Origin of the sequence: Hymenobacter baengnokdamensis (assembly GCF_008728635.1) — a bacterium.
Classification (GTDB): Bacteria; Bacteroidota; Bacteroidia; order Cytophagales; family Hymenobacteraceae; genus Hymenobacter; species Hymenobacter baengnokdamensis.
This window is the reverse complement of sequence record NZ_CP044285.1, coordinates 3,619,102-3,642,073: the sequence shown is the minus strand read 5'-3', so window position 1 is coordinate 3,642,073 and position 22,972 is coordinate 3,619,102. Positions and strand designations below refer to the sequence as shown.

Here is a 22,972-nt window from a genome sequence, read left to right as displayed (position 1 = left end):
CAAGCAGCTACATCTGAAGCTTACTTTACCGTTTTTAGCTGCGTGTCAATTTCCTGCAGCTGTTTATCTACAACATCTGTATTCGGCGCGTTGGGGTGGGTTTGCTGGAGCAGCGCCACCTTGCGGTTGAGCAGCTCAATCTTGTGCATCAGCAGCTGTTCGCGCTCGTTGGGGGCATCGCCCAAAATGGTAGTAGGAGCGGTGCCCACCTGCACATATTTGTCGAATTTGGCATCAGCCGCCACCGAGTTGTCGCCACGGGCAGCGGCGGCGCTGGCCGGCGAGCCAAATACAATGCCGCCTTCCGCATTGATATAGTCGTTTTCGTGCAGGCTGGTGATTTTACCGCCCGGAAACTCCACAATACCACTCTTTACGTTGATTTTTGTGCCGTTGGGCAGCCGGATATTCTGCTCCAGCGGCGTAATCTGGGTGCCCAGGCGCTGAACTACTTCGCCATCGCGAAACACAAATTGCGCGTTGCGATTGGGCCGGATGGGCGTGCCGCCCGATTGGGCCTGGCTCGTGTAGGAAGTGAGCGATAAGGCAGCCCCCAGCAGGGCAGCGGCGAAAAACGGAGTACTACGCATGGGGTGAGAGAGCGCGACAAAAAGGGGAAAAGACCAGCCAGGAAGGCCTGCCCTTTTACGTGTGAAAAAAAAATTAGTGAAAAATCCTGAACGGTGTCACTACATTTAATGTATGTACACTAAATTTGCATCCGTAATTCCGCTTAACCGTGCGCCTCGAAGACGAAATCAAGCAGCCAACCTTCCAGAATGAAGGCCAGAAAGCTTATTTAAATATCCTGTTTACTGCCGGCTGGCTGTCGCTGCGGCAAGCGGCGGCATTTCGGCCGTATGGGGTTACGCTGCCGCAATTTAACGTGCTGCGCATCTTGCGCGGGCAATATCCCAAACCGGCCACCGTGGCACTGCTTATCGAGCGCATGCTCGACAAAACCAGTAATGCCTCGCGTATCGTCGATAAGCTCGAAGAAAAGAAGCTCGTAACCCGCACCGTTTGCCCTGCCAATCGCCGGGCCGTGGATATCTGCATTACGGAGGCGGGCCTGCGCCTGCTGCGGCAGATTGACGACAGCGGCCTTACCACCTTCGAAGACAGTGGCCTCACGGAAGGCGAATTAATACAATTAAATAACCTGCTCGATAAAATCCGGGCCTAAAAATTGGCTGCGGTGCTCAGCCGTTGCCTGCACGTACGGCACGCATTCTCATTTTATTTTAATCACCTTTTTTTGCTTTTGTACATGAAAAAGATTTTGATGCCCGCCCTACTCGGCGCTGTTTTGCTCGCTGCTCCGAGCGCTTTCGCGCAGAAAGCTGTGAAAACCAAGGTAGCGGCTGCCAGCGCCGTGGCTACCTACAAGCTGCAGCCGCAGCTCAGCACCCTGGGCTGGGAAGGCAAGGCGGTCACGCACGGCCATACCGGTACCATTCAGTTTACCAGCGGCGACTTGCAGGTGCGGGGCAACCAGATTGTAGGTGGCTCAGCCGTGGTCGATATGAAGACCATCAAGGCGACCGATATTACGGATGCCGCCAACCACGCCAAGTTTGTGGGCCACATGAGCAGCGATGATTTCTTCAATGCGGAGAAATTCCCGACCTCGACCTTTAAAATCACCAGCGTTACGCCTATCAAGGGCGCGGCGGCTGATGCCGACAACGTCACCATCACCGGCGACATGACCATTAAGGGCACGACGCAGAAGGTGAGCTTCCCGGCCAAGGCCGGCGTGAAGAATGACATTGCCGCCGTAACCGGTAAGGCGACTATCGACCGCACCAAGTTTGGCCTGAAGTACGGCTCGAAAACTTTCTTCGACAGCATTGGCGACAAAGCCATCTACGATACGTTCGACCTGACTTTCAACGTAGTAGCCAAGCAGTAGTTGCCGCGTATCCGCGTAAGAAAAAGGCCGCTTCCCAAGCCGGGAAGCGGCCTTTTGCATGCCTGGGCTTTTACTGCTTAAGCAGATTGAGCCCGTAGAGAAAAGGCGAGCTGATGAAGCTGAAGCCAGGCAGGTGGCCGGTGGTGAAAGGCAGCAGCGGGGCAGCAATGCGCTGAATAATGGCGGGAAGGCTATCGCGGCGTACCTACCCGGGGACCGCCAGGCAGTCGCTGCCCTGGATAGTGAAGCTGAGGGTGCGCAGACTGGTAACGGCCGGCAAGGCCTGCTGAAGTTCTGGCCGCCTGTATGGCAGAAGCATTGCTGCCCTGGGTAGGGCGCACGCTGCCGCCGTAAAGCTCCTGCATTTCGTACAGCGCCTGCCTTTCGCTTGCCAGGGTGCCGACGAGAAAAAGTGGGTGCAGTACTAAAAAAGTATATGATTCCTGAGCAAGGCCCCTCTGTTTCACGAGTAATAACTGACCAAGTAGAGTATCTTTGAGTTTGCCCTCCTCAGTCGCGGCTACCAGAGCAGTTACGCTGGCAACAAGATTGGTTTTCACCCGGTAGTGTATATGGATGTTCTGCGCCGCAATAATGTGAAGGTATCGGGCACGGGCGAGCGCACGCTGGTCTTTCTGCACGGCTTTGGCTGCGACCAAAGCATGTGGCGGCTGGTAGCCCCGGCTTTTGAGAATCGCTACCGGGTAGTATTGCTCGACCTGGTGGGAGCCGGCCAGTCGGACCTGACGGCCTATGACCCCGCGCGCTACAGTACGCTCGACGCCCACGCCGATGACCTGCTGGCTGTGTTGCGCGCCCTTGACTTGCCCACCGTGGCCTTGATAGGACACTCGGTAAGCGCGGTCATCGGTATGCTGGCGGCCATTCGGGAGCCCGAGCGGTTTGCCGGGCTCGTGATGGTGGGGCCGTCGCCACACTACCTTAATGAGCCCGGCTACGCCGGCGGCTTTGAGCGGGCAGACATCGAAGAATTGCTGGAAGTGATGGCTAGCAATTACCTGGGCTGGGCTGGCAGCTTTGCGCCGGTAGTGATGGGGGCGCCCGAGCAGCCCGCCCTGCGCGAAGAGTTAGCGGCCAGCTTCTGCCGCACCGACCCGGCCATTGCCCGGCACTTTGCCCGGGTTATTTTTCTGGGAGACAACCGGGCCGACCTGCCCCGCCTGCGCACACCCACGCTGGTAGTGCAAAGCGCCGAAGACGCCATTGCGCCCCGCGCTGTGGGTGCCTACGTGCATCAGCAACTGCTCGGTAGCCAGCTGGTAGTGGTGCCCACCACGGGTCACTGTGTTCATCTGAGCGCGCCCCGCGAGACGATTGCCGCCCTGGCTCCCTTTCTCGATGCACTGCCGCTACCGGTGGCCCAGCCCGCGTGAGCCAGCGCCTGCCCCCTAACGACCTGCGCCTGACCGAGGAGGACCTCATCGACCACTACGAGCAGGCTCCCTGTGGCTACTGCACCAGCCTGCCCGATGGCACCCTGGTGCGCCTCAACGGCACGCTGCTCCAGTGGCTGGGCTACACCCGCGACGAGTTGGTAGCCCGTGCTACCGTGCAGCAGTTGCTGACCGTGGGCGGCCGGCTGCACTACGAGATGCACGCCCTGCCGTTGCTCCTGCTCCAGGACGAGGTGCGCGAGCTCAGCTACCAATTGCGCCATAAAGACAGTAGCACCCGGCCCGTGCTCCTCCATGCCCGCCTGTTGCGCGACACCGACGGTCAGCCCCTGGTAGTACGCCTCACGTTTTTCGACATCACCGAGCGCCACCGCTACGAGCAGGAGCTGCGCCGCAGCCATGCCCTGGCCCAGGAGCACAGCATTCAGCTGGCCCAGGCCAACGCCCTGCTCCTGACCCAGAACGAGCAGCTCAGCCGCAGCACCGCCGACCTTGACAACTTCGTGTACATGGCCAGCCACGACCTCCGCCAGCCGATTAACAACATGGCCGGGCTCTTCGCCGAGCTCAAATACGCGGCGGTCTTTACCGACCCCGAGACGGAGGGCATGGTCCACATGTTTGAGGCCGCCTTGCAGCAGGCAATGCGCACTATCGACGGGCTGGCCGAAATAGTGCAGCAGCAGCGCCAGGAGTTGGTGCCCATCGCAAACCAGGCCCTTTACCCGTTGGCCGAAGAAATTCTGGGCAGCCTCCAGCCGCAGGTACTGGCCCGGCAGGCAGTGTTCACGCTCGACTTTGAGGCCGCGCCCACGGTGCATACTACCCGGCCGGCGCTGTACAGTGTGCTTTATAATCTGTTCAGCAATTCGCTTAAATACGCCGAACCCGGCCGCCCGGCGCGGGTGCGGGCCCACTCGGAGCTCGTGGCCGGTACGGTAGTGCTCACAGTGCAGGACAATGGGCGGGGCCTCGACCTGGCTCGGTACGGGGGCAAGCTCTTTCAGCTCTTCAGCCGCTTCCATCCCGAGGTGGAGGGCACTGGCACCGGCCTGTACCTCGTCAATCGCCTGATGACCCAGGCCGGCGGCCGCGTGGAGGTAACCAGTGAGGTGGGCCAGGGTACTACTTTTCGGCTGGTGTGGCCCCAGTAGGGGCGGGCTCGGTAGTCGGCGCTGCTATCGCTTCCGGAGGAAGCAAAAAGCGGGACAGCTGGTGGTAGTGGCTGCCGAGAGCGCTTACCCGGAGCGCCTTAAAAAGGGTGGTTTTGGCGCAACATAAAACCCCCGGCAGAGCTGCTGCCGGGGGTTTATGCTGCCGCGGGCGAATGCCCTGGCCAGCTACAGGTGAATCACCTCATCGTAGGCGGCGGCCGTAGCCTCCATAATGGCCTCACTCATGGTGGGGTGGGGGTGCACTGCCTTGATAATTTCGTGGCCGGTGGTTTCGAGCTTGCGCGCTACCACTACCTCGGCAATCATCTCGGTTACGTTGGCGCCAATCATGTGGGCGCCCAGCCACTCGCCGTATTTCTTGTCGAAAATCACTTTCACGAAGCCATCCTTGACGCCGGCGGCGGCCGCTTTGCCCGAGGCCGAGAACGGGAATTTTCCCACCCGGATGTCGTAGCCCTTGGCCTTGGCTTCGGCCTCGGTGAGGCCCACACTGGCAATCTCGGGCTGGGCGTAGGTGCAGCCGGGAATGTTCTGGTAGTTGAGGGGCTCGGGGTTGTGGCCCGTGATTTTCTCCACGCAGATAATGCCTTCGGCTGAGGCAACGTGCGCCAGCGCGGGGCCGGGCACAATATCGCCAATGGCGAATATACCGGGTACGTTGGTCTGGTAGAAGTTATCGACCAGAATACGGCCGCGCTCGGTTTTGATGCCCAGTTCTTCGAGGCCCAGGTTTTCGAGGTTGGTTTGCACGCCCACGGCGCTCAGCACCACGTCGCAGGCAATCTGCTGCTCGCCCTTGGCCGTTTTGATAAACACCTGGCAGCCCGCGCCGCTGGTATCTACCTTGGTTACTTCGGCGTTGGTCAGGATGTTGATGCCCAGCTTTTTGTAGGATTTCTCCATCTGCCGCGACACTTCCTCGTCCTCTACCGGCACGATGCGCGGCAGGTACTCGACAATGGTAACTTCGGTGCCGAGCGAGCGGTAGAAGTAGGCAAACTCGACGCCGATGGCGCCCGAGCCCACTACCACCATGCTTTTGGGCAGGCTGTCGGGGGTCATGGCCTTGCGGTAGCCGATTATCTTTTTATCGTCAATCGGCAGGTTGGGCAGCTGGCGGGCGCGGGCACCGGTAGCCAGAATAATGCTCTTGGCCTGCACGGTTTCCTTGGTGCCATCGGCGCGGGTTACTTCCACCTTGCCAGGGGCCAGCAGCTTGCCGGTGCCCATGACGGTTTCGATTTTGTTTTTCTTAAACAGAAAGTTGATGCCCTTGCTCATGCCGTCGGCCACGCCCCGGCTGCGCTTGATAATGGCCTCGAAATCGAAGCCGGCCTCCTTCACCGTCAGGCCGTAGTCCTGGGCGTGCTGGAGGTATTCGTACACCTGGGCGGTTTTAAGCAGCGCCTTAGTCGGGATGCAGCCCCAGTTGAGGCAGATGCCGCCCAGCGACTCGCGCTCGACCACGCCTACCTTCAGCCCAAGCTGCGCGGCGCGGATGGCGGCCACGTACCCACCGGGCCCCGAGCCAATTACTACCAGGTCAAATTGCAATGCCATAAGGTTATGTTGTGCGGAATGAAATAGGAAACAGCTGACCGGCCGGGCCGGGGCCGGCAAAGATAACCCCGCCGCCGGCCTGGCGGTTCGGTAAAGTTTTTGCGGTCCGGCTTATCCCTGGGCATTACTATTGTAAAACTTTTTCGTAGAAGTCACTCAGCTTCGGCGCTCCGACCGGTCAGCTTATCCAATTTTCTGTCTAATGAAGTCGTTTTCTACTGCTTACCTGCCCGCTACGCTGGCCTTACTTACCCTGGCTACCAGCTGCGCAACCTCTACCGAGGCCGACCGCCCTAACTCGGGCTCGGCCGTGGTGACGCGCAGCGCGCCCACTACGGCCGCCGCCACAACCCCGCCCGCTACCGACCCTACCAAGCTGCCTATGCCCGACCCGGCCGCCACGGCAGCTACGACCCCGGCAGTGCCGGTTGAAACCCTTGATGCGCCTTCGCCCGAAGCAGCTATGGCTACCGCCGACCCCAATGCGCTGTCGGCCGCTGCGGCCTCGGCCGAGCGCGCTGCCGAGCGTAAGCTGAGTGTGGCCGACTACCGCTACCAGCTGGCGCGGGCCAACCTCGTGCTCAAAACCAAGCCCAAGGATAGCCGTGCCCTGCTGGAGCGCGCCAAAGCCTATTCCAACCTCAAAAACTACAAGGAGGCCAAGCCCGACTATGCAGCGGCCCTGCGCACCATGCGCGGCAACCCTGACCTGTACTACAACAAGGCCGTAAACGAGCTGATGCTGAAGGAGTACAAGGCGGCGGCCAACGATTTTAGCGGGGCCGTGAAGCTACGGCCCGACGACAAAGAAGCTTTCTTTGGCCGTGGAGTAGCCAAAATGCAGATGTATCAATACAAGGCGGCCGTGTCGGACTTTACCCGCGCTATTGCCCTCGACTCGCTTTATGCCGATGCCATTGAATACCGCGGCATCAGCTACGCTAGCTACGACCGCATGGCGGAAGCCCGCAAAGACCTGGAGAAAGCTGCCAAGCTAAACCCAGAAGCCGAAAAAAGCCTGCGCCGCTACGGCAAAGGCAGCAGCATGGTGAGGAAGTAATAGGTAATGGGTAATGGGTAACTAATTACCCATTACCCATTACCCAAGTAAAGAAAGGTGGGCCAGGTGGTGCCGGCCGTGCCAGGCGTACAGCGCCAGGGTCTGGTCGAGGGTAGCCGTCTTTTGATTGCCGGGGTGGTAGAAGGTGCGTTGCCACTGCGCCTCATCGAGGTGGTGCAACAGGGTTACCCAGCGGCTGTGCAGGTTTTCGAGCAGGGCCAGCGATACGGTGATGGGCGTGGCGGCTACGTCGGGCAGCTCGGCCCAGGCCTGCTCATCATAGGGGCGAATAGTAGGGTTTTCTTCCGTAAGCGCCAGTCGGAACCGGCAGTAGGCGTTCAGGTGCGAGTCGGCAACGTGGTGGATAACCTGCCGGCCGGTCCAGCCGCCGGGGCGGTAGGGCAGCTGCAGGCGCTCGCCCCCCGCGTGGTGGGCCGCCGCCGTAAGCTGGGCCGGTAATTCGGCCAGCTGCTGAAGGTAGTGCGTGCGCTCAGCCGGGGTAAGCGGCGCGGCTGGCAGCCGGGGCCGGCCGATGGGGTAGCGTAGCGGGTCGAGTTCGGACATACAAGCGAAGAGAAAAATAAAATATAGTAAAAAACTACTATTTAAGCAATGTTCAGCCAGATGCCTAGCAGTACACTGGCGGCTCCCAGCGCCAGCAGCAAGATATAGAGTGGCCCGGCAAAGCGCAGCCACTGGTCGTAGCGTACGCCGCAGGCTGCCAGCATTGCCATGAGCGCTCCGTTGGTAGGCGTGAGGAGGTCGGTCATGCCTGCGCCATATTGGTAAGCCAGCACCGTTACCTGCCGGGGCAGGCCAATGAGGTCGGAGAGGGGTACCAGCAGCGGCATCGTGAGCACGGCCTGGCCGCTTACGCTGGGTACGGGCAGGTGCAGGGCCGTTTGCACGCCCATCATGCCCAGGGCGGCCAGGGCTACCGGCAGGTGAGCCAGCGGCGTTGCCAGGCCCTGCACAATGGTATCGACGATGTGCCCCTGCTCCAGCACCACAAAGATAGCCCGCGCAAACCCAATCAGAATAGCCGAGAAGGCAATGTCGCGGAAGCCCGTTACAAAGCCTTCCGCAGTGCCCGTAAAGCCCAGGCCGCCCAAGAGCCCGGCTCCCACGCCCAGCACAAAAAACAAGGCCGACATCTGGTCAAAATCCCAGCCCAGGCTCACGACACCGTAGGCAAAGAGGCTGAAGGCGATAAGCAGCAGCAGCAGTACCAGCCCGTGCCGCCCGGCCCCGGCAGTAGCGGCTGGCTCGTCGTGGGCGGTGGTGTTGGGGGCGGTGCGGTAGCGGGTGGCGTAGCGCACGGTGCCCATTATCCAGATGAGCAGGGCCAGGGCCAGAAATGCCAGCCGGTAGCCGGCGGCCGACAACAGCGGCAGCTGGGCCAGCTTCTGGGCGATGCCAACCTGGAAGGGATTAATGGGGCTGAAGGCGGCCCCCACCACGGCGGCCCCCAGGCTGGCCGCTACGGCCGTGAGCACCGGGTAGCCGAGCCGGCGCATCAGGACCAGCAGCACCGGCACGAGGGCAATAATCTCTTCGCCCATGTTCTCCAGGGCGCCCATGGTGGCAAACAGCAGGCAAACAAGCGGAATAAGCAGCACCTCGCGCCCCTGGGCGTGCCGCAGCAGCCAATCGACACCGTAGCGCAGCGCGCCGGTCTGGTCTACTACCGTGAAGGCCCCGCCGGCTAGAAAAATCAGGAAGACTACTGCGCCGGCTTCCAGCAAGCCTTTGGGGACGGCCAGCGCCACCCCCAACGGCCCCACGGGCGTGGCCGGCAGCCGCTGGTAAGAGCCCGGAACGACTACTTCACGGCCGGTAGCGGCATTGGGACGGCGGTCGAACTGGCCAGCGGGCAGCACGTAGCTCAGGGCGGCGGCCAGCATTATAAACAGGGTAAGCAGCACCAGCGGGTGCGGAAAGCGAAACGATTTCATAGCCGCAAAGTTGCGGAGCCGGCGCTAAGCACGGCACTATCGGGGCTCGCCCGTTGTATCTTCGGGATACTCCTATGACGTTTGCCACTTTTAAAAACCTGCATCAGCGCCAGCAGGCTGATTACCTGACCCGTCACGGCCACCCACTGGCCCAGCGCACCGAAGACAGCTTCGACCTGCACCTGTTTGCAGTCGGCAGCTTTTATGCCGAGGTGTGGCGCAGCCGGGGGGAGGACGCTATTTTATTTATCCACGTGTTTGAGCACGCGGGCGGCCTGCACGACTACCTGGCGTTGATTTCCATCGGCAGCTACTAGCCTGCTTCAGCCGGGGCTGATGGGTAGCGGCTAATTTTTGTGGTGCTCTACGGAGGTAAGATGCTGCTCTATCTCCGTGGCCAGGCGCTCAATCTGCTCCAGGCCGGTGCGGGCCTGCTCCAGCTCGCCGCGCTGGTATTGGCGCACCAGGCCCTGGCCGGTGTCGAGCGTCTGGCGCAGCAGCCGCTCAATAGTGGCCACTTCGGGCCGATGGCCGTACTGAGGCTTCAGCACAGTAGTAAGCCACTGACCCAGTGGGTTTTCTTTCATCGAAAATAGGCCGGGCTCTGCTTCCCGTACCCCGTACAGCACCGAGCGCAGGCGCGACTTAAACAGCACCTGCTTGACGCGGGCTTGCTGAAAGTCGAGGGCGGTAAGCTCCATAAAAGGGTGTGGAAAAGGTAGTGGCGGGGCCAGTCGGCTGGTCATACCTACCGACCAGCGAGAAAGCCAAAAACAAGTAAAAGGCACATTTGCCTCCGTAGAGGCAGCCGGCTGACCAGCAAATTAACGGCCAAACTGAATAAAGTCTGTTCTCTATTGGTGCTTAACAAGTCAGATAACAGTTTCTGACGGCAAAGGTTGCAGCTATTCCCGTGCTTTACGGGCGGCTACCAGCTCGGTCACTTCGAAGGCAAAAACCATAATGCCGGCAACCTGCCCGTATTCCTTGAATTGCTGATAGGTAAAATTGAAGTACCCCTGGCGCATCTCAGGGCTGCCTTCGTGGAGCTGCAGCTGCAGCGGCACCTCGTTGCCGATATAGGTTTCGCCGGTTTGGTATACGCCATCGAGCAGCTCGATAATACCTTGACGGCTCACTTCCGGTAGGGCCTCCTGGAGGGGGCGCCCAACCAGCTGCCGGTCGGGAAAGAGCGACTGATAAGCGGTGTTTACGAACTCGAACTGATGCTCGGGGCCGCGCAGGATGCAGATGAGCGCTGGGGCCTGCATAAAGAGCCCGTGGTAGATAGCTCGCTGGCTTTCCGCCCGCTGGTAGTTCTGGTACGCCTGCTCTGAGAGTAGCGCCTGCTGCTCGTTGGCTTCCAGAATCTCCTGCACCAGCATTTTCTGGTCATGAATGTCGGTAGCCCCACCCACCCACATGCTAATCTGGCCGTTGGCGTCGCGGCGGGCCTGGGCCCGTGACAGTATCCAGCGGTACTGGCCATCGTGGCGGCGCAGGCGGTATTCTACCTGGTAAGGGGTGCCATTTTCCACAGCCTGCTGCCACTGGGTACGCACCCGCTCCTGGTCGTCGGGGTGAAGGTCGTTCAGCCACTGGTAGCCTTGCTGTTCGGCCAGCTCCTTGCCCGTAAAATTCAACCAGCGGGGGTTAAAAAAGTCGCGTTGTCCATCGGGCGTAGCCGTCCAGATAAGCACCGGCAGGTTGGCCAGCACAAAGCGGGTACGCTCCTGCTCATCGACCAGCTGCTGCTGAGCCTCGGCGGTGGCCTGGGCAGCGATATGCTGCTGGGTCACGTCCTGGGGAGTTTGCAGAATATAGAGCAGGTTTCCCTGGTCATCCAGAATAGGATGGTGGGTTAGCTGCCAGTAGCGCTCTTCGCGCCCGTTCGGCCCATCAAGGTCGTAGCGTATGAGCGGCATCGTATCAGCCTGCCGCGTTTGGCGAACTTTCTCCTGGCTTTGAAATAACTCCTCCTGGCTACGGGGGTCGGATGGGTAAGCGTCGAAAATATTGCGGCCCAGCGTTTGGGAACGCGGGGCCAGGGCAGAGGCAACGTGCTGGTCTGAATTGTCCAGTACCGTGCCATCGGGGGCAAGCAGGAGATAGAGACCGGGCAGCGCCCGAAAAAGCTGTTGATAATCGACGGGCAGAACAGGGGCGGGCATGGGGCAGAAAAGTAAGCGAGCCGAAGAAGTAAGCGTGCCGAAAGTTAAGCACACGGGCCCTAAACGGCAGGAGTGGGCGGGTGTTGTGCGTTTTCGGCCAACCACCTCTGCCAACGGTTCAGCCTTAGCTTTTGCTGTTTCGGGCACTTTTACTTGAAAGCCGCCGGCCGGGACGGGCACCTTTGGGCCAGTCAATCGCCTCCCTTGCCAGCCCCATGAAAACCCCGCTCCTTGCCGCCCTGCTTACCCTGAACATGCCGCTGGCTGCGCTGGCCCAAGCGCCTGCCCCTACTACTTTTTCGGCCGCTACCCGCCTCAGCGGCCTGGTGCTCGACGCGGCGGGCCGCCCGCTGCCGGGAGCCAATGTCTTTCTCAAAACCACCTTTGATGGCGCTACCACCGACTCGCTGGGCCGGTTTAGCTTTGCTACCAACGCCACCGGCACCTTGCCGCTGGTTATTACGCTCATTGGCTACGAGCTACAGGAAACGCCCCTGGCTCTGCCCGCCGGCGGCGGTCCGCTGGTGCTGCCCGCCCGCCGCCTGCGCGAAAGCCGGGCCTCGCTGGGCGCGGTCGTTATTACGGCCGGGGCCTTCGAGGCCAGCGATGAAAAGCGCTCGGCTGCCCTCAAGCCGCTCGACATTCTGACCACGGCCGGGGCGATGGCCGACATTGCCACGGCGCTTAATACCCTGCCCGGCACCACGCGGGTGGGCGAGGAAGGCAAACTATTCGTGCGCGGCGGCGCGGCCTCCGAAACCCGCACCTACCTGGATGGCCTGCCCGTGCAAAGCCCCTACGGCGGGGCCGTGAGCGGCGCACCGGCGCGGGGCCGGTTTTCGCCGGCACTGTTTAAAGGCACCATGTTCAGTACCGGCGGCTACTCGGCCGAGTACGGGCAGGCGCTGAGCGCAGTGGTGGGGCTGAGCTCCATCGACCTCGACCCCGAAACCCAGACCGGTATCTCGCTGCTGAGCGTGGGCGGCAGCCTTTCGCGCACCCGGCGCTGGGACCGCACCTCCGCCTCGGCCACGGTCGATTACACGAACCTGGCGCCCTACTACGGCCTCACCAGTTCCGATAACCGCTGGGAGCGGGCCCCCGAGCGCCTCGGCGGCTCACTGCGCCTGGCTCATCGTATCGGCGAAACCGGCATGTTGAAAGCTTACGCTACGTTCAGCAGCCAGCAGGTAGCCGTGCGCCAGCCCGACCCCGAAGCCGCTTACGCGGCCAATGGCCGCCTTACCGGCCTGCGCAACGACAATTTTGCCCTCAATACCACTTACCGCACTGCCCTGCGCCGGGGCTGGAGCCTGAACACCGGCCTGGCGCTGGGCCGCGAGCGCAACACTACGCGGCCCGAGCCCCAGCGCATCGACGAGCTGGAGCAGACCGCCACCGGCCGCCTGGTGCTCACCAACGACTCGGCCAGCACCTGGTTCAACTTTAAGCTTGGGGCCGAAACCACTTTGCAGCGCTACGGCCTTACCTACCAGGCCGCGCCCGACTCGGCCAGCTATACGCCGGGCTTTCTGGAAAAACGCACCGCTTTGTTTGGGGAAAGCGACCTGAGCCTGGCCCCGCGCATCACGGCGCGGGTGGGGCTGCGCGGCGAGTATTCGGCCCTGCTCGGCCGGGCCAACCTGGCCCCGCGCCTGGCCCTGGCCTGGCAGCTCGGGGCGGACAGCCAGCTCTCGGCCGCCGGCGGGCTGTTTTACCAAAGCCCCACCAACGACCTGCTGCGCGTGCGCCCCGACCTGCGCTTCGAGCAGGCGGCTCATTACATAGTAAGTTATCAATATATGGCCCGCGACCGCACCCTGCGCGCCGAGCTGTATTATAAGGATTACCAAAAGCTGGTGCGCTTCGATGGCGCTACTCCGTTGAATGCGGCGGCTTATGCCAACACGGGCGGCGGCTACGCCCGCGGGCTCGACCTCTTTTACCGCGACCGCTACCAGACCTTCAAGAAGGTAGACTTTTGGGTGAGCTACGGCCTGCTCGCTACCCGCCGCCAGTTTCGGGCCGACCTGGCCCCGGCCGTGCCCACCTTCGCCGCCACCCACAACCTTAGCCTGGTGGGCAAGTACTGGCTGGCCCAGCTGCACACGCAAGTGGGCGCTACCTACAGCTACGGCAGCCCCCGCGCCTACTACAACCCCAACCTGCCCGGCTACAACCAGGGCCGCACGCCCAGCTTCCAGACCCTCGACCTCAGCCTGAGCTACCTCACGCACCTGGCCGGGCAGTATACCATCGTGTACCTGGGCGTCAGCAATGTGCTGAACCGCGACAATATATTCGGCTGCCGCTACGCCGCTGCGCCCGATGCCGCCGGCCACTACCCCGGCGTGCCTACCCGCCTGCTGGCTCCGCAAATGCTGGTGGCCGCCGTGTTTATCTCGATTAATAAAAAGGCTCCCGGCGATACGTCGGTTGCGCCCGACTAATGGCCCGCCCAGCCGTTGCCGCCCAGTCGCGTTTTGCCGCGCTTCAGTCCGGGTTTTTGCCGCTTCGGCAACCCCGGTTTTGGGCGCGCGGCGCGGCCGGCCACCTTTGAGCCATCAATCACCTCACCTGCCTTTTCTCGCTTTCTTCACCCCGTCATCGCCATGAAAAAGTCGCTGCTTACCCTCGCCTTTGCCGCCGCCAGCTACTGCGCCGCTGCCCAGACTACTCCCGCTGCCCCAGTGGCTCAGGCTGCGGCCCCCGCCGGCTACGCCGACCTGCTCGGCGCAACCATTACCGAGGTAATGAACACCGGCGATGCGGCCACGCTCAAAGGCCTGGCCAATAAGCTGGAGCGCGCCGCAGCGGCGGCCCCGGCCGACTGGCTGCCGCGCTATTACCAGGCTTACGCGCTGCTTATCAACGTTTTTCAAAGTAAGGAAGACGCGGATGCCAAAGACAAGACCCTTGACCAGGCCGAGGCGGCTTTGGCCCAGGCCCGCAAGCTGGGCGGCGACGAGTCGGAGCTGCTGACGCTGCAAGCCTATGTGTATCAGGCCCGGCTGGGCATTGCGCCCCAGCAGCGGGCCCGGAAATACTCGGCAATGGTGGCCGAAACCGTGGCCCAGGCCGAAAAGCTAAACCCCGCCAACCCGCGCCCTTACCTCGTGGCGGCTAACAACGTATATTACACGCCGGCTATGTTTGGCGGTGGCCCGGAGGCTGCCCGGCCGCTCTACGAAGCGGCGAAAGCGCGCTTTGCGGCCTTTCAGCCGGCTAGTGCCCTGGTGCCCAGCTGGGGCCAAAGCCAGGTGCTTGGCCGGCTCAGGCAGTACGAAACAGCCGCTACTGCGCTACCAGCAACTCATTAGCTAATCTGAAAACCACGCGAGGCCACGGGGCTTCGCGTGGTTGTTTTGTAGATTTCGCCCTTGCTTTTTGGATATAAATGAACCTCTCTGTCCCCGTACCCGAATCGGCGGCCTGCGCTACGGCTAAGCCCGGCGGGCTCTGGCAGGCGGCGGAGCTGCGCCGCATACTGCTGTACATGGTGCCCGTGGCGGTCAGCGTAGCTTTTATAACCAGCGGCCCCGACTGGCGCAACCCGCTGGCGCTGGCCTTGAACTTTGGGTATGCCTACTTATTCGCGGCCGGGCTGGGCGTGGGCAACAGCCTGCTGGCCGATTGGCTGAGCCTGCGCGTAAGCTGGACCAAAGAGCCCACCAAGCGCCTCTGGCTCTCGCTCTTGCTTACGCCGCTTGTATCGGCAACAATTATTGGGGCCGTCGATGGCCTCACGGTAGCTATCTGGCAGCTGTCGCATCACGCGCTGCTGTTTCGCATCAGCTGGTTCTGGAATTTCTGGTTTCCGCTGGTTATCACCAGCGTGATTTCGCTGGGCTTTCATTCCAGCATTTTTTTGCGAAACTGGCAGGCCGCCGCCGTGCGGGCCGAGCGCCTCGAAAAGGAAACCGCCGTGGCCCGCCTCGACTCGCTGCGCCGGCAGGTCGACCCGCACTTTCTCTTCAACTCGCTCAACGCCCTCACCAGCCTGGTCGAGGAAGACCCGACCCGCGCGGTGCGCTTCATCCGGCAGCTCAGCAGCGTGTACCGCTACGTGCTCGACAGCCAGAGCCAGGAGCTGGTGCCGCTCGGTGAGGAGTTAATATTCGCCGAATCCTATATTTTTCTGCAAAAAACCCGGCTCGCCGCCGCCCTGCAAGTGGAGTTTAGCGGCCAGCAGGCCGCTGCCGGCTTTTACCTGCCACCGCTGGCCCTGCAGCTGCTGCTCGAAAACGCCCTCAAGCACAACACCGCCTACCAGGCCGACCCGCTGCGCCTGCACGTAGCCGTGGACGCCGCCGCGGCCACGCTCACCGTGCGCAATACCCTGCGTCCCCGCCGCCTGGCGGCCGATGAAGCCTCGGGCCGCGGCCTGGCCAACCTGCGCGCCCGCTACGCCTTCCTCACGCCGCGCCCGGTAGTGGCCGGGCCGGTAGGCGGGGAGTTCGTGGTTGCGTTGCCATTACTTACGCTTTAATTTTACGTATGCTCCAAGCCTTACTCGTTGAAGATGAGCCACTGGCGGCCCGGCGGCTAAGCAATCTGCTGCAAAAGCTGCCTGAGGCGTTCGAGCTACTCGGCCCGGCCGAGTCGGTGGCGCAGGCCGTGGCGCTGCTGCAAGCCGGCCCCGCGCCCGACGTGCTGTTCCTGGATATTCACCTGGCCGACGGCCTCAGCTTTGAACTGTTTGAGCAAGTGAAAATCACCTGCCCGGTCATCTTCACCACCGCCTACGACCAGTATGCGCTGCGGGCCTTCAAGGTCAACAGCGTCGATTACCTGCTCAAGCCCATTGATGAAGAGGAGCTGCGCGGCGCCATCGCCAAGTTGCGCGCCCGGCTGGCCCCGGCGCCCGGCGCAGTGCCGGCGCCCGCGCTCGACGCCGCCACCCTGGCCGAGCTGGTGCAGCAGCTGCGCCAGCCCGCGCCCAGCTACAAAACGCAGTTCGTGGTGCGGGTGGGCGAGCACCTCAAGGTGGTGCCCGTCGAGCAGGTGGCGTACTTTTTCAGCCTCGAAAAAACGACGCTTCTGCAAAGCACCGACGGCCGCAAGTACGTGGTCGACTACACGATGGAGCAGCTCGAAAGCCTGCTCGACCCAACCCAGTTTTTTCGCCTCAACCGCGCCTACCTGGCTCGGCAGGCTGCTATTCACGACATTATTCACTACGCCAGCTCGCGGCTGCAAACCGTGCTCAAGCCGGCTCCACCCGAGAGCGAAGGCCCCATTTTGGTGAGCCGCGAAAAGGTAAGCGTATTTAAAAGCTGGCTGGACAGGTAGGGAAATCAGTGAATAGTGAGCAGTGAATTGTTCACTGCTCACTATTCACTGATTTACTGTTGTCGCAGGCGGCGCAGCTCCAGGGCGAAGCCGGGCAGGACGGGCTCGGCGCTCAGCAGCTGATCGAAGCCGACGACCGGGCGTACGGGCTGGCCGGGCTCAAAAATGTAGGCCGATTCGCTGGCCGGTACCAGCAGCCAGCCCAGCCGGGCGCCCGCTTCGAGCCACTGCTCCAGCTTGCGCATGGTATCGGTGAGGCGGTCGGAGGGGGAAAGCAGCTCGACTACAAAATCGGGGCAGATGCGGGCGAAGCCGCGCCGGTCGGCGGCACTCAGCGCATCCCAGCGCGCCCGGGCAATCCAGCTGGCATCGGGCGAGAGCATGGCCCCGGTCGAAAGCGTGCAACCGGCCGATGAGTCGAAGGTGAGGCCCAGCCTATGTTCAACATTCCAATTAGCAAGCTGGCGCGATAACTCGCTGTTGGTAGCGCCGGTTTCGGAGCTGGCGGGGGGCATAATGGTGATTTGATGGGCGGAATCGCGCTCGATGCGCAGGTCGCGGTGGTCCTGACAGAACTCGAAAAACTCCTCATCGGTGAGGCGGTCCAGCACCGGGGTTTTCAACTTGATGACGTCCATAGCGGCGGGCAGTTAAGGCAACAAGATACGGGAAAACTCAGCCTTCGAGCCAGCTTTTTACGGCGCCGGCGCGCTCCTTGCTCACCAGTATCTCGTCGGCCGGCGCGGGGTGCAGCTCCACCAGCAGCTTGCCGCCGAAGTGCGGCACCAGCCGGCGCACGGCCGGCAGCTGGGCAATGAGCTGGCGGTTGAGCCGGAAAAACTGGGCCGGGTCGAGCAACCGCTCCAACTGCTCCAGGGTGTAGTCGACCACGAAGCGGCGGCCATCGTGGGTGGCCAGCGTCACGGTTTCGTGGCGGCTCCAGAACCAGGCCGCCTCGGCGGTGGGCAGCGGCAGCAGGCTTTCGCCCTGGCGCACCAGAAAGCGCGCCTTGTAAGGCTGCTGGGGCCGGGGCAGCGCATCGAGCAGGCGCTCAATGGAAAAGTTATGAGTGATGAATTCTGAGTTAGAAGTTGAGCTTGGAGCGGCGGCCGGCACGGCGGGCCGCTCATACCGCATGGCTTGTAGCTTGGCAAGAGCCGCTTGCAGCTCGGGCAGCTTTAATGGTTTTAGTATATAGTCGATGCTGTTGGTTCGGAAGGCTTGCAGCGCGTACTGGTCGTAGGCCGTGGTGAAGATGACCGGGCTGCGTACCACGGTCTGGGCAAAGACGTCGAGACTGAGGCCGTCGGCCAGCTGGATATCACTGAGGATGAGGTCGGGCGCGGGATGCGTGTCGAGCCAGGTCAGCGCCCCGGCCACGGTATCGAGCACGGCCAGCACCTGGGCCGTGGGCGCGGCCTGGCTCAGTAGCCGCTGGAGGCGCTCGGCGGCCGGGTACTCGTCTTCGAGAATCAGGATGCGCAGCTCAGGCATGGGGCAGGCGGGCGGAAAGCAGCGGCAAGGTTACGGCAAACTGGTCCGCCGTCTGCTCCACGCGCACCGGCTGCGCTACGCCCAGCAGCGCGTAGCGCTGGCGCACGTTGGCCAGGCCCGTGCCGGTGCCGGGCGCCAGGCCGGCAGCGCGGGGCTGCCAGTCGTTCTCGACGCGCAGGCTGGCCGCGTCGGCCACGAGGCGCAGGTGCAGCGGCCGGGCCTGCGAGGCTTCGTTGTGCTTAAGCGCGTTCTCGACCAGCACCTGCACGCTGAGCGGGGCCACGTGGCCCGCCAGCGCAGCGTCGGCAATCTCGTATCTTACCCGCACGTTGTCCCGAAACCGCACTTTTTGCAGCGCCACGTAGGTCTGCACGAACGCCAGCTCCTCGGCCAGCGGCACGGTGGGGCGCTCGCGGCTCAGCAGCACGTAGCGGTACACGTCGGCCAGGCCCTCCACGTAGCGCTGGGCCGACTCATTATCCGGCTCGATGAGGGCGGCCAGGGTATTGAGCGAGTTAAAGAGAAAGTGCGGGTCGACCTGCCGGGCCAGCGCATCGAGCTGGGCCTGGGTGCGGGCCTGGGTTAGCTGCTCGGCCCGGTGCAGGTTGGCTTTCCATTGCTCAAACAAGTGCCGGCTTTCGTACACGAGCAGCACGATAAGAGTCGAAACCAAGTTGAGGCCCGTTTCGCGCAGGGCCTGGGGCAACTGTAGGTGGTAGCCCTGCAGCGCCCCCAGGCCCGCGCCGAGGGCCAGCGTCACGAGTAGCGTGTAGCCCACCGACCCGGCCGCCAGCCACCACAGGCGGTGGGCTGTGTCGCGCGCCTGGGGCCAGCGCCGCAGCAGCCGGCGCCACAGCGCCACGTTACCAAGCCACAGCGCCAGCGTGAACGTGAGCGAGATACCATAGGCCACCAGCCAGTACCGGCCCAGCGGCACCTCGAATATACCGCGCGGCACCAGCTCCAGCGCCGCCACTAGTAAGATACCTACGCGCAAAAACTGCCGGTTGTTCATCGCCGCGAAGGTCGGGGTAAGTGGCCGGCCCAGCGCTAGAGCAGCGGCCGGCCCGCCAGCGCTTGCAGCAGCAGCCCGCCCACCGCGGCGGTGTAAACGGCCGCGCCCAGCCAGGTAAGCAAGGCGGCCCGGCGCGGCACTTGGCGGCTCAGCGCCCAGCCCAGCAGCGGCAGCGCCTGCAAAGCGTGCATGCCCAGGAAATGCGCGATGCGCAGGTCGCCGGCCGCGGTGCTCCAGCCCAGGCCCGGCAGGCCGGGGCCACCGTCGGGGGCGCCTACGGTATGCTGCTGATTGTGAATCATAAAACCCCCGAGCACTGAGCCCACCAGAAACACCAGTAGCCCCAGGCGCAGGCCCCACACGTAGCCGGCCGGGCCGTGGGGGCGGTAGCGCCAGGCCAGGTACAGCGCCCAGCTGGTCATGGCCGTATTGACTACGATAAACACCCCCATCAGCCCGAAGAGCACGCCGTTGAGCGGGCTGCTCACGTTGTAGTGCGAGGTAGTGCCGCGCCCGGCCTGGATGAAAATAACCGCCTGCTCAACCACCATGCTCAGGGCCACGCCGCCGCTGAGGCGGCGCACCGCCCGTTGGGTGGGCGCGGGCAGGTCGGCCAGCAGCCAGGCCAGCGTCCAGGTATAGGCCACGATGGAAAGCGAAAACTTAAGCGGCTTCACCCACACCAGCGCGCCGGTAACGTGGCGGTGGTCGAGGGGCAGCAGGGCCAGCGCCAGCGCGGCCAGCCCCACGTTCAGCCAGCCCGTGTAAGCCAGCGGCTGGTTGACGCGGTGCAGCACGCGCAGGGTCTCGGCCAGGCGCTGGCCCAGGCCGGGCGCGGCGGCCGGGCCAGGGGCGTTCGAGCTGAAATCAGCGAGCGAGAGGGTTTTCATATGTTTGAATGATAGCGGGTTGAGGAAATGGTTTTTGTCCGAAAAGGCGGCGCACCCCGAAGTAGCCCAGCAGCCCCACCGGCCCGAACAAAAAGGTGAGCGCCAGGGCGGGCACCAGGGCGGCGTGCGGCACGCCTCGTCGCTGGGCATCGCGCACTTCCCAGGCCCCCGTAAACAGGTCGAAGCACAGGTAGTGCACCCAGCCCGCCAGCAGCGCCCAGGGGTCCTGAAACAACGCCGCCACCTGCGCCAGCGAGCCGAAGCCACTCGCGCCGCCGTGCGCCCCCAGGTAGTGTGCGGTGATGAGCCCGGCGTAAATTGCAGCCAGCCCCAGCGACCATACCCCACTGAGCACCAGCATCCTGGTGAATCGCCAGCCGGGGGCCAGCACCAGCATCGCCCAGCCCAGCAGGGCCAGCGGGTTGGCAATTGAGAATAATAAGTCAGGAGTCAACAGCATGAGGCAGAGCAAGTGAGTAGGTGCCTCAAAAATAGCGTTTGCCCCCACTGGGGTAGCAGCGGTTTCGGGGTGAAGCGGCGCTTCGGGCCCGTGAAGCGGCCGGGCACCGGGGTGAAGCGCTGGCGGGTAAGAGGCTATATTTGCAGCCCGGTCAGGGTCAGGCAAGCCGGTAGATGCTATGCTGGTTTTGAGACAACGCGCGGCCCGGCGGGGCCGGTTTTTTTTAGAGATACTGGGCCGTTTTCGGCTGGTGCTGGCCCTGGCGGCGCTGCCGCTGGTAGCCGGCGCGCAGGCACGGCACCCCGCGCCGCCTCCCTTTAAGGCCCCGGCATTTCGGTCGTCCACGCCCGAGCCCGTCGGGGCGGGCGTAGTGGTGAGCGGCCACCTCGATAAGGCGCCCGCCAGGGTAATTACCCTGAGCTATGGGCCCGACTGGCGGGGGCACCTTACCCAAACCCTGGAGGCGACGCTGAGCCCGACCGGCGATTTTCGGCTGGTGCTGCCCCGGCTGGCTGCTCCTACCGAAGCCCGCCTGGGTTATAATAACGAGTACGCTACCCTATACCTTACCCCCGGCGATGCGCTGCGCCTGACCTTTAACCCGGCGCGCCTCGACCAAACCCTGGCATTTGCCGGGCGTGGGGCCAGTGCGAATAACTACCTGGCCCAGAGCAACCTGGTTGCCAGCCTCGACGACGAGGCCGGCCGGGCTCCCGATGCCCAGGCCGCTCACCTGAGCGCCGCCGCCCTGCGCAGTGCCGCCGATACCTACCGCCAGCAGCGCCTGGCAGCCCTCACAGCCTACGCGGCCGCCCGGCCCTTGCCGCCCGCGTTTGTGCGCCAGCAGCAGCAGGCCATCACCTACGAGTGGGCCAGCACGCTGCTGAGCTACACGTCGCGCCAATCGGCCGAGCGCCGGCGCGATGGCTACGCCACGCTACCGGTGAATTACTACGATTTTCTGCGCGAGCTGCAGCTCGACCGCCAGGATTCGGCCCTTACTCAGAATGCGTTTCAGAGCCTGCTCATGACGTATGGCTTCACCCAGCTCAACGACGAGGCCGGCAACCTGCCGGCTGGCCCCGACGCCGGCCGCCGCCTCTACCAGCGGGCCACCGATGCGCTGGGCGATGGCCGCGTGCGCGATGTGGCGGTAGGGCAGTACCTGATGGGCAAGGTGGAGTCGGAGCATACCGATATCCGGCCGCTGCTGCCCGATTTTCAGGCCCATAACCACGACTCAACCATTGCCCGCGACCTGCGCCGGGCCGTGCGCGCCCACCTGGCCCTGGCCAACGGCCAGCCCGCTCCCGACTTTACGCTCACCGATGCCAGCGGCAAAAAAGTAGCCCTGAGCGAGCTGCGGGGAAAAGTGGTGTACCTCGATTTCTGGGCTACCTGGTGCGGGCCCTGCCTGGCCGAGATGCCCGCCAGCCTGGAGCTTCGTCGTAAATTCGCGGGGCGAGATATAGTGTTCCTCTATGTGTCGCTCGATGCCAAGGCGGCCGACTGGCAGAAATATCTCACTACCAAAATGGTGGCTACTCCCAACGCGGTAGAACTGCACGATGGCGGAGCATTTGACGGACCGTCTGCCCGGGCATTTAGCGTACAGTCCATTCCGAGCTATTGGCTTATCGGGCGCGATGGCCGCCTCATCTCCAACAACCCGCCCCGGCCTTCTACCAGCCCGGCTATTGACAATGCCCTTGAGCAGGCCCTGCAACCTTAGCCCTGCCGGGTATAGAAGTGCCTACTGATTATTTAGTTACAACAGCATGGCCATGCCTTGCGTAAGGGCTGCGTGTAACTGTTAACTTATTTGCTTATTTATAGTACTACCTTAAGTCGATTGCCCGTGCTCCTGGCCGTTCTGCTGCTGGCCGCCGGCCTGGCTCGGGCGGCCCCGGCCCCGGCCGATTCGCTGCGGCCCGCCCCGCTTTTTGCCCGGCGGCGCCTGGTGGTGCAGTACGACTCGCGCTACTCCATCATCAACAGCCACTTTTGCACTATCAGCGGCCTCAAGCTGGGGCTTGAGTGGCGCGGGCGGGTGCGTACCGGCGCGGCCGTCTATTTTTTGAGCTCGGGTATCCCCACCGTGCGCGAGCTGCCCGATAATGCGGCCGATACCGCTAATGCGCAGCTGCGCTTTCGCTACCTGGCCCTGTACGGCGAGTATGCCATACTTGAGAATCCCCGCTGGGAGCTGAGTGGCAGCCTGCAAATGGGCCTGGGCTCAGCGTACGTGCTTTACCAGAACGACGACAACGTGAGCGACACCACCCCGCGCGACCTCATTGGCCTGCTCGAACCCTCGGTCGCGGCCCAGATGCGGCTCTTCCCGTGGGTGAGTCTGGGGGCCGGCGCCGGCTGGCGACAGCCGGTTTTTGTGCCCCAGCCAATTCGCAGTGAGCTAAGCGGCCCTGTCTTCTACTTCAGGGCCAAGGTGTTGCTGGGGCCGCTGGTGCGCACCGTGCGCCAGCATAAGCCGCTTTTTACGCAGGAAGGCCTGCACGCGCACCACTCAAAGCACCACCGCCGTTAACGCTTCCTGGCCGGCTATACCAGGC

The 22,972-nt window shown here is 63.0% G+C and carries 23 protein-coding genes; 12 read left to right on the top strand and 11 right to left on the bottom strand.

What is annotated here, in order from left to right; translation table 11 throughout:
- Positions 1-20: 20 nt before the first annotated feature.
- Positions 21-590, bottom strand: coding sequence for a DUF6799 domain-containing protein (locus F6X24_RS15665; protein ID WP_151088910.1), 570 nt, complete (start codon positions 588-590; stop codon positions 21-23).
- 149 nt (positions 591-739) lie between these two features.
- On the opposite strand from F6X24_RS15665, the gene F6X24_RS15660 reads away from it, so the two are divergent.
- The 4 genes from F6X24_RS15660 (at position 740) to F6X24_RS15645 (ending at position 4,484) form a co-directional block, all read left to right on the top strand.
- Positions 740-1,186 (top strand): MarR family winged helix-turn-helix transcriptional regulator, encoded by a 447-nt coding sequence (locus F6X24_RS15660; protein WP_151088909.1) that lies wholly within the window; start codon positions 740-742, stop codon positions 1,184-1,186.
- An 84-nt stretch (positions 1,187-1,270) separates the two neighbouring features.
- Positions 1,271-1,915, top strand: a complete 645-nt coding sequence (locus F6X24_RS15655; RefSeq protein WP_151088908.1) for a YceI family protein — start codon at positions 1,271-1,273, stop codon at positions 1,913-1,915.
- 572 nt (positions 1,916-2,487) lie between these two features.
- Complete coding sequence (locus F6X24_RS15650) at positions 2,488-3,309, top strand: alpha/beta fold hydrolase (protein ID WP_151088907.1); 822 nt, start codon at positions 2,488-2,490, stop codon at positions 3,307-3,309.
- Positions 3,306-4,484, top strand: a complete 1,179-nt coding sequence (locus tag F6X24_RS15645; RefSeq protein ID WP_151088906.1) for a sensor histidine kinase — start codon at positions 3,306-3,308, stop codon at positions 4,482-4,484. Before F6X24_RS15650 ends, F6X24_RS15645 begins: the two co-directional genes overlap by 4 nt.
- A 186-nt stretch (positions 4,485-4,670) precedes the next feature.
- Here the strand turns inward: F6X24_RS15645 and lpdA are convergent, their stop codons facing one another.
- The gene (gene lpdA / locus F6X24_RS15640) at positions 4,671-6,065 is read right to left on the bottom strand and encodes a dihydrolipoyl dehydrogenase (protein WP_151088905.1); all 1,395 of its coding nucleotides are present in this window, start codon (positions 6,063-6,065) and stop codon (positions 4,671-4,673) included.
- Between the two features lie 202 nt (positions 6,066-6,267).
- Between lpdA and F6X24_RS15635 the strand changes: the two genes are divergently transcribed.
- Positions 6,268-7,125 carry a tetratricopeptide repeat protein gene (locus tag F6X24_RS15635; RefSeq protein WP_151088904.1) on the top strand — a complete coding sequence of 286 codons (858 nt, stop codon included), beginning with the start codon at positions 6,268-6,270 and terminating at the stop codon, positions 7,123-7,125.
- A 39-nt stretch (positions 7,126-7,164) separates the two neighbouring features.
- On the opposite strand, the gene F6X24_RS15630 is transcribed toward F6X24_RS15635, so the two are convergent.
- Together F6X24_RS15630 and F6X24_RS15625 are read right to left on the bottom strand one after the other, a co-directional pair.
- A complete protein-coding gene (locus F6X24_RS15630; protein WP_151088903.1) occupies positions 7,165-7,689 on the bottom strand; it encodes a YfiT family bacillithiol transferase in 525 nt (174 codons plus the stop codon).
- A 41-nt stretch (positions 7,690-7,730) separates the two neighbouring features.
- Positions 7,731-9,080, bottom strand: a complete 1,350-nt coding sequence (locus tag F6X24_RS15625) for a YfcC family protein (protein ID WP_151088902.1) — start codon at positions 9,078-9,080, stop codon at positions 7,731-7,733.
- A 74-nt stretch (positions 9,081-9,154) separates the two neighbouring features.
- Here F6X24_RS15625 and F6X24_RS15620 point away from each other — a divergent pair, with 74 nt between their 5' ends.
- Complete coding sequence (locus tag F6X24_RS15620) at positions 9,155-9,397, top strand: hypothetical protein (protein WP_151088901.1); 243 nt, start codon at positions 9,155-9,157, stop codon at positions 9,395-9,397.
- A 30-nt stretch (positions 9,398-9,427) separates the two neighbouring features.
- On the opposite strand, the gene F6X24_RS15615 is transcribed toward F6X24_RS15620, so the two are convergent.
- On the bottom strand, positions 9,428-9,781 hold the full coding sequence (locus F6X24_RS15615; protein WP_151088900.1) for a hypothetical protein: 354 nt from the start codon (positions 9,779-9,781) through the stop codon (positions 9,428-9,430).
- A 204-nt stretch (positions 9,782-9,985) separates the two neighbouring features.
- On the bottom strand, positions 9,986-11,251 hold the full coding sequence (locus F6X24_RS15610) for a PAS domain-containing protein (protein WP_151088899.1): 1,266 nt from the start codon (positions 11,249-11,251) through the stop codon (positions 9,986-9,988).
- A 215-nt stretch (positions 11,252-11,466) separates the two neighbouring features.
- Here F6X24_RS15610 and F6X24_RS15605 point away from each other — a divergent pair, with 215 nt between their 5' ends.
- The 4 genes from F6X24_RS15605 to F6X24_RS15590 all read left to right on the top strand — a co-directional run bounded on the left by F6X24_RS15605 (position 11,467) and on the right by F6X24_RS15590 (position 16,543).
- A complete protein-coding gene (locus F6X24_RS15605; protein WP_151088898.1) occupies positions 11,467-13,701 on the top strand; it encodes a TonB-dependent receptor in 2,235 nt (744 codons plus the stop codon).
- 162 nt (positions 13,702-13,863) lie between these two features.
- Positions 13,864-14,571, top strand: a complete 708-nt coding sequence (locus tag F6X24_RS15600) for a hypothetical protein (protein WP_151088897.1) — start codon at positions 13,864-13,866, stop codon at positions 14,569-14,571.
- A gap of 77 nt (positions 14,572-14,648) precedes the next feature.
- Positions 14,649-15,740: a sensor histidine kinase gene (locus F6X24_RS15595; protein WP_151088896.1), complete on the top strand. Its 1,092-nt coding sequence runs from the start codon at positions 14,649-14,651 to the stop codon at positions 15,738-15,740.
- A gap of 8 nt (positions 15,741-15,748) precedes the next feature.
- The gene (locus tag F6X24_RS15590) at positions 15,749-16,543 is read left to right on the top strand and encodes a LytR/AlgR family response regulator transcription factor (RefSeq protein ID WP_151088895.1); all 795 of its coding nucleotides are present in this window, start codon (positions 15,749-15,751) and stop codon (positions 16,541-16,543) included.
- A gap of 53 nt (positions 16,544-16,596) precedes the next feature.
- Here the strand turns inward: F6X24_RS15590 and F6X24_RS15585 are convergent, their stop codons facing one another.
- From F6X24_RS15585 to F6X24_RS15565, 5 genes are read right to left on the bottom strand one after another with little or no spacing between them, the layout of a single operon-like run.
- Complete coding sequence (locus F6X24_RS15585) at positions 16,597-17,181, bottom strand: Uma2 family endonuclease (protein ID WP_151088894.1); 585 nt, start codon at positions 17,179-17,181, stop codon at positions 16,597-16,599.
- 37 nt (positions 17,182-17,218) lie between these two features.
- Positions 17,219-18,037: a LytR/AlgR family response regulator transcription factor gene (locus F6X24_RS15580; protein ID WP_229725154.1), complete on the bottom strand. Its 819-nt coding sequence runs from the start codon at positions 18,035-18,037 to the stop codon at positions 17,219-17,221.
- On the bottom strand, positions 18,030-19,052 hold the full coding sequence (locus F6X24_RS15575) for a sensor histidine kinase (RefSeq protein WP_151088893.1): 1,023 nt from the start codon (positions 19,050-19,052) through the stop codon (positions 18,030-18,032). Before F6X24_RS15575 ends, F6X24_RS15580 begins: the two co-directional genes overlap by 8 nt.
- A gap of 35 nt (positions 19,053-19,087) precedes the next feature.
- Entirely contained in the window at positions 19,088-19,942 is an 855-nt protein-coding gene (locus F6X24_RS15570) for a hypothetical protein (RefSeq protein ID WP_151088892.1), read from the bottom strand.
- Positions 19,920-20,402, bottom strand: coding sequence for an ABA4-like family protein (locus tag F6X24_RS15565; protein ID WP_151088891.1), 483 nt, complete (start codon positions 20,400-20,402; stop codon positions 19,920-19,922). Before F6X24_RS15565 ends, F6X24_RS15570 begins: the two co-directional genes overlap by 23 nt.
- Before the next feature lie 187 nt (positions 20,403-20,589).
- On the opposite strand from F6X24_RS15565, the gene F6X24_RS15560 reads away from it, so the two are divergent.
- Both F6X24_RS15560 and F6X24_RS15555 read left to right on the top strand, forming a co-directional pair.
- A complete protein-coding gene (locus tag F6X24_RS15560; protein ID WP_191906351.1) occupies positions 20,590-22,134 on the top strand; it encodes a TlpA family protein disulfide reductase in 1,545 nt (514 codons plus the stop codon).
- 126 nt (positions 22,135-22,260) lie between these two features.
- On the top strand, positions 22,261-22,947 hold the full coding sequence (locus F6X24_RS15555) for a hypothetical protein (protein ID WP_151088889.1): 687 nt from the start codon (positions 22,261-22,263) through the stop codon (positions 22,945-22,947).
- The last annotated feature ends 25 nt before the right edge of the window (positions 22,948-22,972 follow it).